Source organism: Pseudomonas sp., assembly GCF_032058845.1.
Taxonomy (GTDB): Bacteria; Pseudomonadota; Gammaproteobacteria; order Pseudomonadales; family Pseudomonadaceae; genus Aquipseudomonas.
This window is the reverse complement of record NZ_DAMCCR010000011.1, coordinates 23,548-36,604: the sequence shown is the minus strand read 5'-3', so window position 1 is coordinate 36,604 and position 13,057 is coordinate 23,548. Positions and strand designations below refer to the sequence as shown.

10 protein-coding genes are annotated in these 13,057 nt (G+C 62.7%); 2 read left to right on the top strand and 8 right to left on the bottom strand.

Annotated features, from left to right (window positions below; genetic code table 11):
* Window positions 1-130: 130 nt before the first annotated feature.
* A complete protein-coding gene (gene gbcB, locus RT028_RS03885; RefSeq protein ID WP_312932657.1) occupies window positions 131-1,231 on the bottom strand; it encodes a glycine-betaine demethylase subunit GbcB in 1,101 nt (366 codons plus the stop codon).
* Between the two features lie 309 nt (window positions 1,232-1,540).
* Between gbcB and gbcA the strand changes: the two genes are divergently transcribed.
* Window positions 1,541-2,833: a glycine-betaine demethylase subunit GbcA gene (gene gbcA, locus RT028_RS03880; RefSeq protein ID WP_312932655.1), complete on the top strand. Its 1,293-nt coding sequence runs from the start codon at window positions 1,541-1,543 to the stop codon at window positions 2,831-2,833.
* A gap of 367 nt (window positions 2,834-3,200) precedes the next feature.
* On the opposite strand, the gene RT028_RS03875 is transcribed toward gbcA, so the two are convergent.
* The 7 genes from RT028_RS03875 to RT028_RS03845 form a co-directional block, all read right to left on the bottom strand.
* Window positions 3,201-4,028 carry an RHS repeat-associated core domain-containing protein gene (locus tag RT028_RS03875; protein WP_312932651.1) on the bottom strand — a complete coding sequence of 276 codons (828 nt, stop codon included), beginning with the start codon at window positions 4,026-4,028 and terminating at the stop codon, window positions 3,201-3,203.
* A gap of 191 nt (window positions 4,029-4,219) precedes the next feature.
* A complete protein-coding gene (locus RT028_RS03870) occupies window positions 4,220-4,990 on the bottom strand; it encodes an electron transfer flavoprotein subunit beta (protein ID WP_312932649.1) in 771 nt (256 codons plus the stop codon).
* Window positions 4,991-5,000: 10 nt separating this feature from the next.
* The gene (locus tag RT028_RS03865) at window positions 5,001-6,233 is read right to left on the bottom strand and encodes an electron transfer flavoprotein subunit alpha/FixB family protein (protein WP_312932647.1); all 1,233 of its coding nucleotides are present in this window, start codon (window positions 6,231-6,233) and stop codon (window positions 5,001-5,003) included.
* Window positions 6,233-8,185 (bottom strand): dimethylglycine demethylation protein DgcB, encoded by a 1,953-nt coding sequence (dgcB, locus tag RT028_RS03860; RefSeq protein ID WP_312932645.1) that lies wholly within the window; start codon window positions 8,183-8,185, stop codon window positions 6,233-6,235. Before dgcB ends, RT028_RS03865 begins: the two co-directional genes overlap by 1 nt.
* Before the next feature lie 176 nt (window positions 8,186-8,361).
* Window positions 8,362-10,422: a dimethylglycine demethylation protein DgcA gene (gene dgcA, locus RT028_RS03855; protein ID WP_312932643.1), complete on the bottom strand. Its 2,061-nt coding sequence runs from the start codon at window positions 10,420-10,422 to the stop codon at window positions 8,362-8,364.
* Window positions 10,423-10,437: 15 nt separating this feature from the next.
* On the bottom strand, window positions 10,438-10,968 hold the full coding sequence (locus RT028_RS03850) for a DUF5943 domain-containing protein (RefSeq protein WP_312932641.1): 531 nt from the start codon (window positions 10,966-10,968) through the stop codon (window positions 10,438-10,440).
* A gap of 347 nt (window positions 10,969-11,315) precedes the next feature.
* Entirely contained in the window at window positions 11,316-12,293 is a 978-nt protein-coding gene (locus RT028_RS03845) for a dipeptidase (RefSeq protein ID WP_312932639.1), read from the bottom strand.
* Window positions 12,294-12,579: 286 nt separating this feature from the next.
* On the opposite strand from RT028_RS03845, the gene RT028_RS03840 reads away from it, so the two are divergent.
* Window positions 12,580-12,978 carry a lysozyme inhibitor LprI family protein gene (locus tag RT028_RS03840; protein WP_312932637.1) on the top strand — a complete coding sequence of 133 codons (399 nt, stop codon included), beginning with the start codon at window positions 12,580-12,582 and terminating at the stop codon, window positions 12,976-12,978.
* The last annotated feature ends 79 nt before the right edge of the window (window positions 12,979-13,057 follow it).

Here is a 13,057-nt window from a genome sequence, read left to right as displayed (position 1 = left end):
GTGGGAGCGGCTTTAGCCGCGATGGGCTGCAAGACAGCCCCAATTGCCAAGAAGGCGGCTTAACTGACTGGCATTAGCCCTGTTCCGGCCTGTTTCCAGATACGGTATTCAGCTCGACGCCGTGCTCACCTCAGTAATCAATCCGCACATCACCCTTCGGCACGCTGCAGCACGAAAGGATGTAACCCTCGGCTTCGTCTTCCTCGGTGATCCCGCCGTTGTGCTCCATCTCCACATCGCCGCCGAGCTTGAGCACCTTGCAGGTGCCGCAGATGCCCATGCCGCAAGCCTTGGGGATCATCAGGCCGACCTTCGCTGCCGCCGCATGAACGGTTTCGCCCGGAGCAATGCGGATGCTCTTCTCGCTGCCGATGAACTCCACCAGGTTCAGGTCCGATTCATCGACTTCCGGCGCGTCGGCCGCCTGCTCGGCGTTCTCGACTGCGTTGGCCTTGTCTTCGGCCGGCGTCGCACCGAAGGATTCTTCGTGGTAACGGCTCATGTCGAAGCCGACGCCTTCGAGCATGCGCTTGACCGCATTCATGTACGGGGTCGGGCCGCAGCAGAACACCTCGCGCTCCATGTAGTCCGGCGCGATCAGCTCCATCAGGCGCTGGTTCAGGTAGCCGCGATAGCCGGCCCACGGTTCACCCAGGCCGTGCTTCTCACAAATGATGTGCAACCCGAAGTTGGGGATGCGCGAGGCCATCTGTTCGAGTTCGCGGTGGTAGATGATGTCCTTGGGGGTCCGTGCGCTGTGCACGAAGACCATGTCGACGTTGGCGTTGGTGTCGTAGAACCAGCGCGCCATGGACATGACCGGCGTGATGCCGACGCCGCCGGACAGGTACAAGACCTTGTTGGCCGGGAAGTCGATGGCGTTGAACAGGCCGACCGGGCCGTGCACGGCCAGCTCCTGGCCTTCATGCAGGGTGTCGTGCAGGTGGTTGGACACGTGCCCGCCCGGCACCCGCTTGACGGTGATGGAGAAGCTGTACGGCACCGAAGGCGAGCTGGAGATGGTGTACGAGCGCATCACCTGCTTGCCGTCGATCTCCAGTTCCAGGGTGACGAACTGTCCGGGCTTGAAGAAGAACATGATCGGCGCGTCGGCCATGAAGCAGAAGGTGCGCACGTCCCAGGTTTCCTGGATGACCTTGACGCAGCGCACGCTGTGGCGGCCGTTGACCCAGGTCTGAGTGGTAACCGGATTGAGGAAGGTTTCGGACATGATCATCTCCAGCGGCCGACTACCGGCCTTTTTATGGTTGCGATAATGCTCAAGCCTGAGAGGTCGCACTTTCCTATCTACGACATCGGCGTGCTTATCGCGACCAGCCCCGTGAGACAAGGGTTCGGGCGTCGGGAACGGATTCGGCCATGTCGCCCATGGATACGGTTCTCGCCCACAGTAATCGCACACTCCACCGCAAATAGACCTGCTGTTTTTAAGCCAATAGCAGCCGGGTCATAGCACTGCGGCACCACCACAATGATTAGCCACCTTTCGCCGGCCCTAGAGGGCCATGAGGAATACACGATGGACGTCACCGCAACCCTGCACCTGGGCGATCCACTTGAACCTGCACGCAAGGCCACTGCCGAGATGCTGCAGAACCGCGAGCGCACCTACTCGCTGCCCCAGCCTTTCTACACCGACGAGCGTCTGTTCCAGATCGACATGCAGGAGATCTTCCACAAGGAGTGGCTGATCGCCGGCATGACTTGCGAAATCCCGGCCAAGGGCAACTACCTGACCCTTGAGATCGGCAACAACCCGATCATCGTCGTGCGTGGTACCGAAGGTAAGGTGCATGCCTTCCACAACGTTTGCCGCCACCGCGGTTCACGCCTGTGCGTGCATGAAAAAGGCAAGGTGGCCAAGCTGGTCTGCCCGTACCACCAGTGGACCTACGAGCTCGACGGCCGCCTGCTGTTCGCCGGCACCGAGATGGGCACTGACTTCGACATGAAGCAGTACGGCCTCAAGCCGGTCAACGTGAAGACGGCGGGCGGCTACATCTTCATCAGCCTGGCGGAAAACCCGCCAGCCATCGACGAGTTCCTGGCCACACTGGACCACTACATGGAACCGTACGACATGGAGAACACCAAGGTCGCGGTGCAGACCCAGCTGTTCGAAAAGGCCAACTGGAAGCTGGTGCTGGAAAACAACCGCGAGTGCTACCACTGCAATGGCTCGCACCCGGAGCTGCTGCAAACCCTGCTCGAGTTCGACGACACCAACGATCCACGCGCCAGCCAGGAATTCAAGGATCAGGTCGCGGCCTGCTCCGCTGCCTGGGAAGCCGAGAAGATCCCGTACCTGCACAAGAGCCATGGCCTGCGTAACCGTATCGTGCGCATGCCACTGCTCAAGGGCACCGTGTCCATGACCATGGACGGCAAGCCGGCGTGCAAGAAGCTGATGGGCCGCATCCAGAACCCGGACCTCGGCTCGATGCGCATCCTGCACCTGCCGCACGCCTGGAACCACTGCATGGGCGACCACATGATCGTCTTCACCGTGTGGCCGATCAGTGCCAAGGAGTCGATGGTCACCACCAAGTGGCTGGTGCACAAGGACGCCGTGGAAGGCGTCGACTACGACCCGGCCAACATGCGCAAAGTATGGGACGCCACCAACGACCAGGACCGTCGCCTGGCCGAAGAGAACCAGCGCGGGATCAGCTCGACGGCGTATCAGCCCGGGCCGTACTCGACCACCTACGAGTTCGGTGTGGTGAACTTCATCGACTGGTACAGCCAGCGGGTGTTGAACAATCTGGGGGCAGAGCCGGCGCCATATCTGAAAGAAATAAAGGCGCAGTGACTGTGGCGCCAGGTGCGGCCTGAAGGCCAACCGGGCTGGTACGCAATCAGAGTATGGGTCTGACGCTCACGCGTCTGATCCATCTCCTTGTCTTATCTTCCTGAGCGATGACGCCACTTCCCGCAGCGGGCCCTCGGTGCGCGGATGACACGAGCAGCCCAGACAACGGCAGGCGCCGAGGCACAGGCAGGTACATCGAGCCCACTTGCTCGCAGGGCACCCATCGCCACCAGCCTCTCGAACGCGCCCACGCTCTCCAAGTTGGCCAACAAGACGCGCTTCATGGCCGATGACTACCCTCCTCGCATGCGATCCGCAGCGTAGCAACCAGTCAACGACACTACGCCACCCAGCGATACGCCATGCTTCAATCGGCGCTTTGGGATCTTCTATTACGCAGCAGGGGCAAACCGGTTTCAACGCTCACGCGAATTTTCATCCCTGTAGCTTGGGCATTCTTGTTGACGTCGAAGATTACCTGACTCTCGATCCGTTGTTGTTGCCGATCACGTATGACCACATCTTTCAGCGAATCGGCCAGCGAATCGACGGTAACTGGATGGGGCCCGCCGGTCATCAGGTTCCAATTGTCTTTCAACCGTTTCAACGGCTGGCTGCCAGATCCGAACGCAGCGTTGATGGCCCTGGTCGCAGTGCCGGCCGCGCTCATTGTCAATCCCAGGTTAGAACCAAAAATTGCGCTTTCCACCCCTGCATATTGCGCAGCTGAGCTTCCCAGACTGATCAGTGATCCCATCGTGCTGACGCGCGAAGCATTGAGCGAAATACGTGTGGTGGGTAACGGGCCGAGAAAGTTGTAAGCGATGGTTAGCGCGCTGGAGAGCATGCCAAGTCCTCTCAACACCAAACCCGCCACCCCGTAAAAATGACCGTTGGGGTCGATGCGGTTGATCGGATCGCCTGCGCAGTAGCCATAAGCATTGATCCCGCCCTTGCCAAAAGGACTGAGCGAATCGGGCGACTGGAATCGCATCAATCCAGGGCTGTAACTGCGATAGCCGTTGCCTAGCAGATAAGCACTCGTCACTGGATCACGCAGTTGCCCCGTGTAGCCCAGTGAGCCAGGGTTCGCAGGCGCTGATACACCGTAAGGCGAGTAATGACAGGCAAGCGTCCCTGTACGCTGGCCGGGTGACGAAATGAGACCGGGCGTTGTGGACCGATGTATCTGCATGATCACTCCTCCGATTGGATTGAGTGCCATAACTAACATCTAGCCCTGCAGTTTTTAACTGGCATATTTGCGAGTGGACCATGCACGCAATGTGGCTCTGCCTCGCCTGACGCAAGGCAGGGCCTGAGGTGCACACTCCACTCCCTGAAGACGAAGTCAGGAAGCAGGTCAGTTCATGGGTTTGAACTGCATCAGCGGAACACACCCTCCTCCACCAGCAACTTCAAAATCGCGTCGGCGCCTTCCTTGGCCGTGACGTCTTTCATCACCTTGCCACTGCCACCGCTGGCCTTTGCTGTAGCCGCTTTCATCCGGTCCGCACCGCTCTTGGCCTTGATCACCTTCAGGCGCTTGGGCCGTGGTCGCGCAGGCTGCAGTTGCGCCTCAGCGAGCAGTTCGTCTTCGACCACCTGAACGTCCTGCGCTGCCAGTACCCCACGACGGGCCGGGCCGAACGCGCTCTGACGCGGTGTGGGCGCTGCGTTATCGACAGTCGCCAGCAGCGGCAGGCGTACCTTCAGCCGCCGACGCTGGCCACGCGGCAGTGCTTGCAGTACGTATGCGGTACCATTTTCGATGGACTCCACCTCCGCCAGCCCCACTATCAAGGGCCAGCCCAGTTTCTCGGCGAGCAGAAACGGCAGCATGCCCGACCCTTCGCCGGTTTCAGCCTGAGTGCCGGTCAGCACCAATTGCGCACCGGCATCACGCAAGTAGTCCCCCAGCACGCCCAGCACATCGGCGCCAGCGGGCTGCTCCAGCACGTCCAGATGATCCAACCCCATGCCCAGGTAGGCGCGCAGGGCTTCTTCGCGGTGATCGCCGGCATGCACCACTTGCAGGTGCTCGCCGGCCAGCTGCAAACCCAGCTCCACCGCACGGGCGTCTTGCTCGGCGCGGCGGGTGCGACCGGAACTGGGGTGCGCGCCGATGGAAACCAGGCTGATGACTTTCGTACTCATGCTCGTGCCCTCAAGCCGCGTCGCGCTGGCCGCCGCTGCGGAAGTTGTCTACCGCCTCGATCAAGGCCTGGAGAATCGCCGTGCTGTCGCCAATGATCGACAGATCGGCCCGTTTGATCATGTCGCAACCCGGGTCCATGTTCACCGCGATGACCTTGTCGCAGGCACCGATGCCTTGCAGGTGCTGGATGGCGCCGGAAATCCCGATGGCCATGTAGACCCGAGCGGTGACCCAGGTACCGGTCGCCCCCACCTGACGGTTACGCGGCATATGCCCGTCGTCTACCGCCACCCGCGAAGCGCCTTCGGTGGCGCCCAGTGCAGCGGTGGCCTGGTGGTACAGGTTCCAGTCCTTGATACCGTTGCCGCCGGAGACGATGAACTCGGCCTCGGCCATGGCGATGGCAGCCGGGTCCACGGCCACCGAGCCCAGGTCCTCGATGCGCGACAGGCTGCGCGCCACCGGCGCAGACAGCTCCACCGGCAATGCTTCATGACGGGTATCGCTGACCGGATCGGCGCACTCCGAAGACGCCAGGATCACCCGTGCGGCAGGCCGCTGCATGTCCTGCTGCCCGGCACCGGCACGGCCGATGCATTCGCCATCCTTGACCTGCCACACGCGCGTGGCGGGGCGCTCGCCCATCGCCGCTGCCAGGCGACGGCCCAGCTCGCCACCGCCGGCGCGGCTGTCTGGCAGCAGCCAATGCTGTGGCGCGAACTGGTTGTCCACGGCGCGCAGGCCCTGAACCAGCTGCTCGGGGGCATAGCCTTTGAAGGCATCGCCTTCGATGACCAACAGACGGTCCACGCCGGCGTTGCCGAAAGCGGTTTCCTTGTGTTCGCCGAAGACGATAGCCAGCACGGCCCCATCCTGGCCGGCCAGGCTGTGGGCCAGGCCGAGCAGGTCCTTGTCATGGGCGCCGAGACGGCCGCCGACCATGTCCGGCACTACGGCGATGTAGAACGCAGGATTGACCACCTGGTGCAGCGGCAACTGCACTTCGGCGGCGGCCGTGCGCCGGGCACCGGTGGCGGTCCCCTGCTGCGCGCCGCTGCGGTCGATGCGCTTGAGGCCATTGGGCCCCATGAAGCCGGCCGCGATGGCGTGGGTGTTCTTGCGTATCAGGCCGTTGGGGCCCATCCAGCTGGTTTGCTGGGTCTGCATCGCTGCATGCAGCGGATGCAGACGGTTACGGGCGATCCACTCGGCGCGTGGGTCGCGGCGGATGAGGTCGCTCATCAATGCACCTCCGCAGGTTCACGTTTGGCAGTTTGCGGCCTGGCCGCCGCCGGCGCTTGCTCTTCGAGCAGGGCGTCGGCGACCAGTTCGGCCAGGTCCTTGATCAATGGCCGGGGTTCGACCACGCCTTCGAGCATCGCCGTGCACTGCGGACAACCCACAGCGACCACTTCGGCCTCGGTGCTGCGGATGTCGTCCATGCGCATGTCCGGTATCCGCTGCTTGCCAGGAATGTCGGTGATCGGCGCACCGCCGCCGCCGCCGCAGCAACGCGAGCGGAAGCCGGAGCGCTCCATCTCACGGACCTCGATGCCCAGGGCCTTGAGCACGTCGCGCGGGGCTTCGTACTCGCCGTTGTAGCGGCCCAGGTAGCACGGGTCGTGGTAGGTGACGCTGCCGCCCTTGTGCTGCCCGAGGTTGAGCTTGTTTTCTGCGATCAGCTCGGCGATGTAGGTGCTGTGGTGCTGCACCAGGTACTCGCCACCCAGCGCGCCGTACTCGTTTTTCAGCACATGGAAGCTGTGCGGGTCGCAGGTGACGATGCGCTTGAAGCGATAGCCGTTCAGGGTCTGAATGTTGCGCTTGGCGAGCAGCTGGAAGGTCGCTTCATCACCCAGGCGACGGGCAACATCACCGCTGTCGCGTTCTTCCAGGCCGAGCACGGCGAAGTCCACGCCCGAGGCCTTGAGCACTTTGACGAAGGCGCGCAGGGTGCGCTGGTTGCGCATGTCGAAGGCGCCATCACCGACCCAGAACAGCACCTCGGTGCTTTTTACATCGGCCATCAGCTTCAGGTTCAGGTCAGCGGCCCAGTTCATCCGCCCGCCGGGGTTGAAGCCGCCGGGGTTGTCGGTGGCGATGAGGTTGTCCAGCACTTCGGCGCCCTTGTTCGGCGTGGCGCCTTTTTCCAGGGTCAGGTGACGGCGCATGTCGACGATGGCATCGACGTGCTCGATCATCATCGGGCATTCCTCGACGCAGGCCCGGCACGTGGTGCACGACCACAGCGTCTCGGCATCGACCAGGCCATTGACGATCGGCTGATGCGGGCTGCCGCCGTGCTCGCCAATCCGTTTGCCTGGGTACGGGCTACCCGCGAATTTGGCATCGGTGCCACCGGCCAGGCCGACGACCATGTCCTGAATCAGCTTTTTCGGGTTCAGCGGCTGGCCGGCGGCGAACGCCGGGCACATGGCTTCGCACTTGCCGCACTGCACGCAGGCGTCGAAACCGAGCAATTGGTTCCAGGTGAAGTCGGCGGGTTTTTCCACGCCCAGGGGCGCTGTCGGGTCTTCCAGGTCCAGCGGCTTGAGGCCAGTGGAACGGCCACCGCCGAAACGCTCGCTACGCCGGTGCCAGGCCAGGTGCAGGGCACCGGCGAAGGCGTGCTTCATCGGCCCGCCCCAGGTCATGCCGAAGAACAGCTCCGACACACCCCACAGCACACCCAGGCCCAGCACCGCGACCATCACCCAGCCGCCCGTGTTGGCGGGCAGAATGCCGGCGACCGGCAAGGTCGCGATGAAGAAGCTTGCGGCAAACACCAGCAAGCTCTTCGGCAGGCGCATCCACGGGCCCTTGGACAGGCGCTCAGGCGGGTTCAGGCGGCGCTTGAACACGAAACAGGCGCCCGTGAACATGATCACCGTGGCGATCAGCAGGCCGTAGCCGAGGATCTTGTTCTGCAGCCCGAAGCCATGCACCAGAATCGCCAGCGCCGCCGACAGCACGAAGCCGCCAGCGGTGGCGACGTGGGTATTGGACATGTACTTGTCGCGCTCGACCACATGGTGCAGGTCGACCAGGTAGCGACGCGGCATGGCCAGCAATCCGCCGATCAGGTTGACCTTCGACGGCCGACCGCGGCGCCACATGCGCACGCGGCGCAAGGCGCCGAGCACGGCCAGGGCGAGCGCCGTGAACAGCAGGATGGGTAACAGGGTGTTCAACATGGGAGGCTCCCACAACAGCTGGATTCTTGCGCCACTCTGAAGATGGGATTGGCCCACTGTGGGAGCGGCTTCAGCCGCGAATACGTCCGATCAGACAACGACGTCGTCAACCCTGACGCAATCGCGGCTGAAGCCGCTCCCACAGAGGCCACGCCCGTGGCCACGATTTGTTGCGATCAGAAGTCCTTGCACAGACGCAGGGCGTCATAGATCGCGGCGTGCACGTTGCGCTGAGCCACACAGTCACCGATGCGATACAGCAGGTAGCCTTCACCCGGCTGGCTGAGGATCGGCTGCGGCTGAATCGCGAACAGAGCTTCGACGTCGATCTGGCCCTTGTTGCGCGAACCTTCCTTGAGCGCGTAGTAGAGCTGCTCGTCGGGCCGCACACCGTTCTCGATCACTACCTGGTCGACCACACGCTCTTCGCGCCCGCCGGTGTACTCGTTCTCGAGCACCGCCACCAGCTTGTCGCCCTCGCGATAGACCTTCTCCAGCATCATGTCGCCGGTCATGATCACTTCTTTGGGGTACATGCTGCGGTAGTAGGTCGGGAAGGTGGTGCCGCCCATGGCCACGCCTGGCTTGATGTCGTCGGTGACGATCTCGACCTGGCTGCCCTTGTCGGCGATGAAGTCAGCCACCGACATGCCGGTGAATTCGCAGATGGTGTCGTAGACCAGCACGTTCTTGCCCGGCGCGACCTTGCCGTCGAGCACGTCCCAGCTGCTCACCACCAGGCCTTCTTCAGCACCCCAGTGCTCGTTCTGCTCGATGAACGGATGGCCGCCGTTGGCCAGGACGATGATGTCCGGACGCAGGTCCTGAATGGTGTCCACGTCGGCGGCAGTGCCCAGGCGCAGGTCGATCTTCAGGCGGGCGAACTCCAGTTGATACCAGCGGGTGATACCGGCGATCTGGTCACGCTGCGGCGCTTTCGACGCCGTGATGATCTGCCCGCCGATCTGCTCCTTCTTCTCGAACACGGTCACGTCGTGGCCACGTTCGGCCGCCACGCGCGCGGCTTCCATACCGGCAGGGCCGCAACCGACCACCACCACCTTGCGCTTGGCGCCGGTGGACTTTTCGATGATGTGCGGCACGCCCATGTATTCACGGGAGGTCGCGGCGTTCTGGATGCACAGCACGTCCAGACCCTGGTACTGGCGGTCGATGCAGTAGTTGGCACCGACGCACTGCTTGATCTGGTCGACCTGGCCCATCTTGATCTTGGCGATCAGGTGCGGGTCGGCCATGTGCGCGCGGGTCATGCCGACCATGTCCACGTAGCCGCCTTCGAGAATGCGTGTGGCCTGGTTCGGGTCCTTGATGTTCTGCGCGTGCAGCACCGGCACCTTGACCACTTCCTTGATGCCGGCCGCCAGGTGCAGGAACGGCTCCGGCGGGAAGCTCATGTTGGGGATCACGTTGGCCAGGGTGTTGTGGGTGTCGCAGCCTGAGCCCACCACGCCGATGAAATCGAGCATGCCGGTGGCGTCGTAGTAGGCGGCGATCTGCTTCATGTCCTCGTGGGACAGACCGTCCGGGTGGAACTCGTCACCGGTGATGCGCATACCCACGCAGAAGTCGTCACCGACTTCCGCGCGCACCGCCTTGAGCACTTCCAGGCCGAACTTCATGCGGCCTTCGAAGGTGCCGCCCCATTCATCGGTACGCTTGTTGACGCGCGGCGACCAGAACTGGTCGATCAGGTGCTGGTGCACGGCGGACAGCTCGACGCCGTCCAGGCCGCCTTCCTTCGCGCGGCGCGCAGCCTGGGCGTAATTGCCGATGATGCGCCAGATCTCCTCGATCTCGATGGTCTTGCAGGTGGCGCGGTGCACCGGTTCACGGATACCGGACGGCGACATCAGGGTCGGCCAGTGGTAACCGTCCCAGCGCGAGCGGCGGCCCATGTGGGTAATCTGGATCATGATCTTGGCGCCGTGCTTGTGCATGGCGTCAGCGAGATTCTGGAAGTGCGGGATGATGCGGTCGGTGGAGAGGTTCACCGAGGCCCACCATTGTTGCGGGCTGTCGATGGCCACCACCGAGGAGCCGCCGCAGATCGCCAGGCCGATGCCACCCTTGGCCTTCTCTTCGTAGTATTTCACGTAGCGGTCGGTGGTCATGCCGCCGTCGGTGGCATAGACCTCGGCGTGCGCGGTGGAGAGCACACGGTTACGGATGGTCAGTTTGCCGATCTGGATCGGCTGGAACATTGCTTCGAAGGCCATGACGGTTTCTCCAGCTTACAACGGCTTTGTAACGAACAGGCCATCTTCGTGGCCTTCTTCGGACCCGCCATAGACCTGTTCGGCCACAGTGCGGAGGTTGCTGCCACGGGCAGCGAGAATCTGGTCCATGGCCCCGGCGAACCAGCCGGTGAACATGTAGTCGACCTTGCGGCCGCACTTGCCATAGACGTACACGAACGCGGAGTGCTTGAGCTTGACTTCGCAGGTGCCCTTGTCCAGGTCGATGGCCTGGATCTCGAACAGGCCCCAGCCGCGCTGCGACAGGCGCTTCATGTAGTGCTCGAACACCGCCACGCCTTCCAGGCCGTGGCACTCGGCTTCTTTCTCACACCAGTGCCAGGCGGACTTGTAGCCGGCCTTGTAGAGGATCTCGGCGTACTTGTCGGCGCCCAGGACTTCTTCGATGCCCTTGTGGTTGTTGACGAAGAAATGGCGCGGCACGTACAGCATCGGCAAGGCGTCGCTGGTCCAGACGCCGGTTTCGGTGTCGACTTCGATGGGCAATTGCGGGGCGATCTTGGCCATGGAAACTAAGCTCCAGAAAATTTTTATTGGATAAAAGCCAGGGTGGCTTTTGGTTTGAAGCGGTGTTCGGAAGGCGCCGGTAATGGATTCGTCGAGGCATCGTGGTGGCTGGGTTGGGGCCGCTGTGCGGCCCATCGCGGCTGAAGCCGCTCCTACAGGGCTCTACATGGTTCCGCTGGCTCCGGTACGGCCTTTAGCCGCTACGGCCACTACACAAACCCTGTGAGAACAGCTCAGCCCTTAAATAAGCCCTGTACAGGCATCAACCCGAAACGCGGACCCTGTAGGAGCGGCCGGTCCGGCGCCCCGGTTAGCCGCGATGGGCGGCAACGCCGCCCCACCGCGCCTCACTCGCCCCACACATCCTTCAGCACATTCACCCAGTTCTCGCCCATGATCTTGCGCACGGTGCGCTCGGAATGGCCGCGCTTGAGCAGGGTCTCGGTCAGGTTCGGGAACTCGCCGACGGTGCGGATACCCAGCGGGTTGATGATCTTGCCGAAGCTGGTCAGGCGGCGGGCGTAGCCCTTGTCGTGGGTCAGGTACTCGAAGAAGTCCTGCCCATGGCCCTGGGTGAAGTCGGTACCGATACCGATGGCGTCTTCACCGACGATGTTCATCACGTACTCGATGGCTTCGGCGTAGTCGTCGATGGTCGAGTCGATGCCCTTGGCCAGGAATGGCGCGAACATGGTCACGCCGACGAACCCGCCGTGGTCGGCAATGAACTTGAGCTCTTCGTCGGACTTGTTGCGCGGGTGTTCTTTCAGGCCGGAAGGCAGGCAGTGCGAGTAGCACACCGGCTTCTTGGATTCGAGGATGACTTCTTCGGAGGTCTTGGAACCGACGTGGGACAGGTCGCACATGATGCCGACACGGTTCATCTCGGCGACGATCTCGCGACCGAAGCCCGACAGGCCGCCGTCACGCTCGTAGCAGCCGGTACCGACCAGGTTCTGGGTGTTGTAGCACATCTGCACGATGCCCACGCCCAGCTGCTTGAAGATCTCGACATAGGCGATCTGGTCTTCGAATGCATGGGCATTCTGGAAGCCGAAGAGGATGCCGGTCTTGCCCAGTTCCTTGGCCTTGCGGATGTCGGCGGTGGTGCGCACCGGCATGACCAGGTCGCTGTTTTCGCGGATGAGTTTCTGGCTGGCGGCAATGCTGTCGACGGTCGCCTTGAAGCCTTCCCAGACCGACACCGTGCAGTTGGCCGCTGTCAGACCGCCTTTGCGCATGTCTTCGAACAGTTCGCGGTTCCACTTGGCAATGATCAGGCCGTCGATGACGATGCTGTCGGCATGAAGTTCGGCTGGGCTCATCAGGCTGTCCCCTTTTATTGAGTGTTCGCGCCAAACCGTCTGCCGGCGCTTTGGGGGCAGCATATGCCTGTCACTTGCGACGCCCCGATACAAAAACGACAGGGGGTTTGCCGAAAGCGTCAAGGGCCGACAAAGGGCGCTCTGGCGCGGGTTGCGGCAATGAGAGCCAGTCTCGATAACGTCGCTGGAGGTCGTTTTCGGTGAAGATTCGTTGCACGCTCTACCCGCTGGGCGAACCCTCTGCGAGAATCCCGCGGGCAGCTCAAAAGCCCTCTGGAGGCAACGGATGAAAGCAATGCTATGGCTGGCCCTGATGGGCGTGATGATGGGCGCCCAGGCGGGTGAAGAAGACAGCACGCCGTGCGACAACGTCGACACCGATCAGCAGGCCTATGCGTGCGCGGCCTTCAATCGACAGACGGCCGAGCGTGAGTTGAAAACGGCGCTCGATGAACTCTTGCAGCGGGTCCGCGAGCAAGCCGCCAGCCCCGCCCAGGCCAGCGAGTTGAACGCTGGGCTGCAGTCGGCCCAGACCCTGTGGACGCAGTTGCGTGACGCCGACTGCAAACTTGAAACCTCCAGGCAAGCGCCCGGCAGCAAGGCTTTTGTCGCCGCGCTCGATACCTGTCTGGCACAACGCAGCGACGACCGCTCGGAGTACCTGCAGTCGCTGGCGCAGCCCTGACACCTTGCCCACCAGCACCATGACGCCTGGGTAGGCACCTGGCGGACCAGATCAGATGCCCAGGAACATGCTGACCATG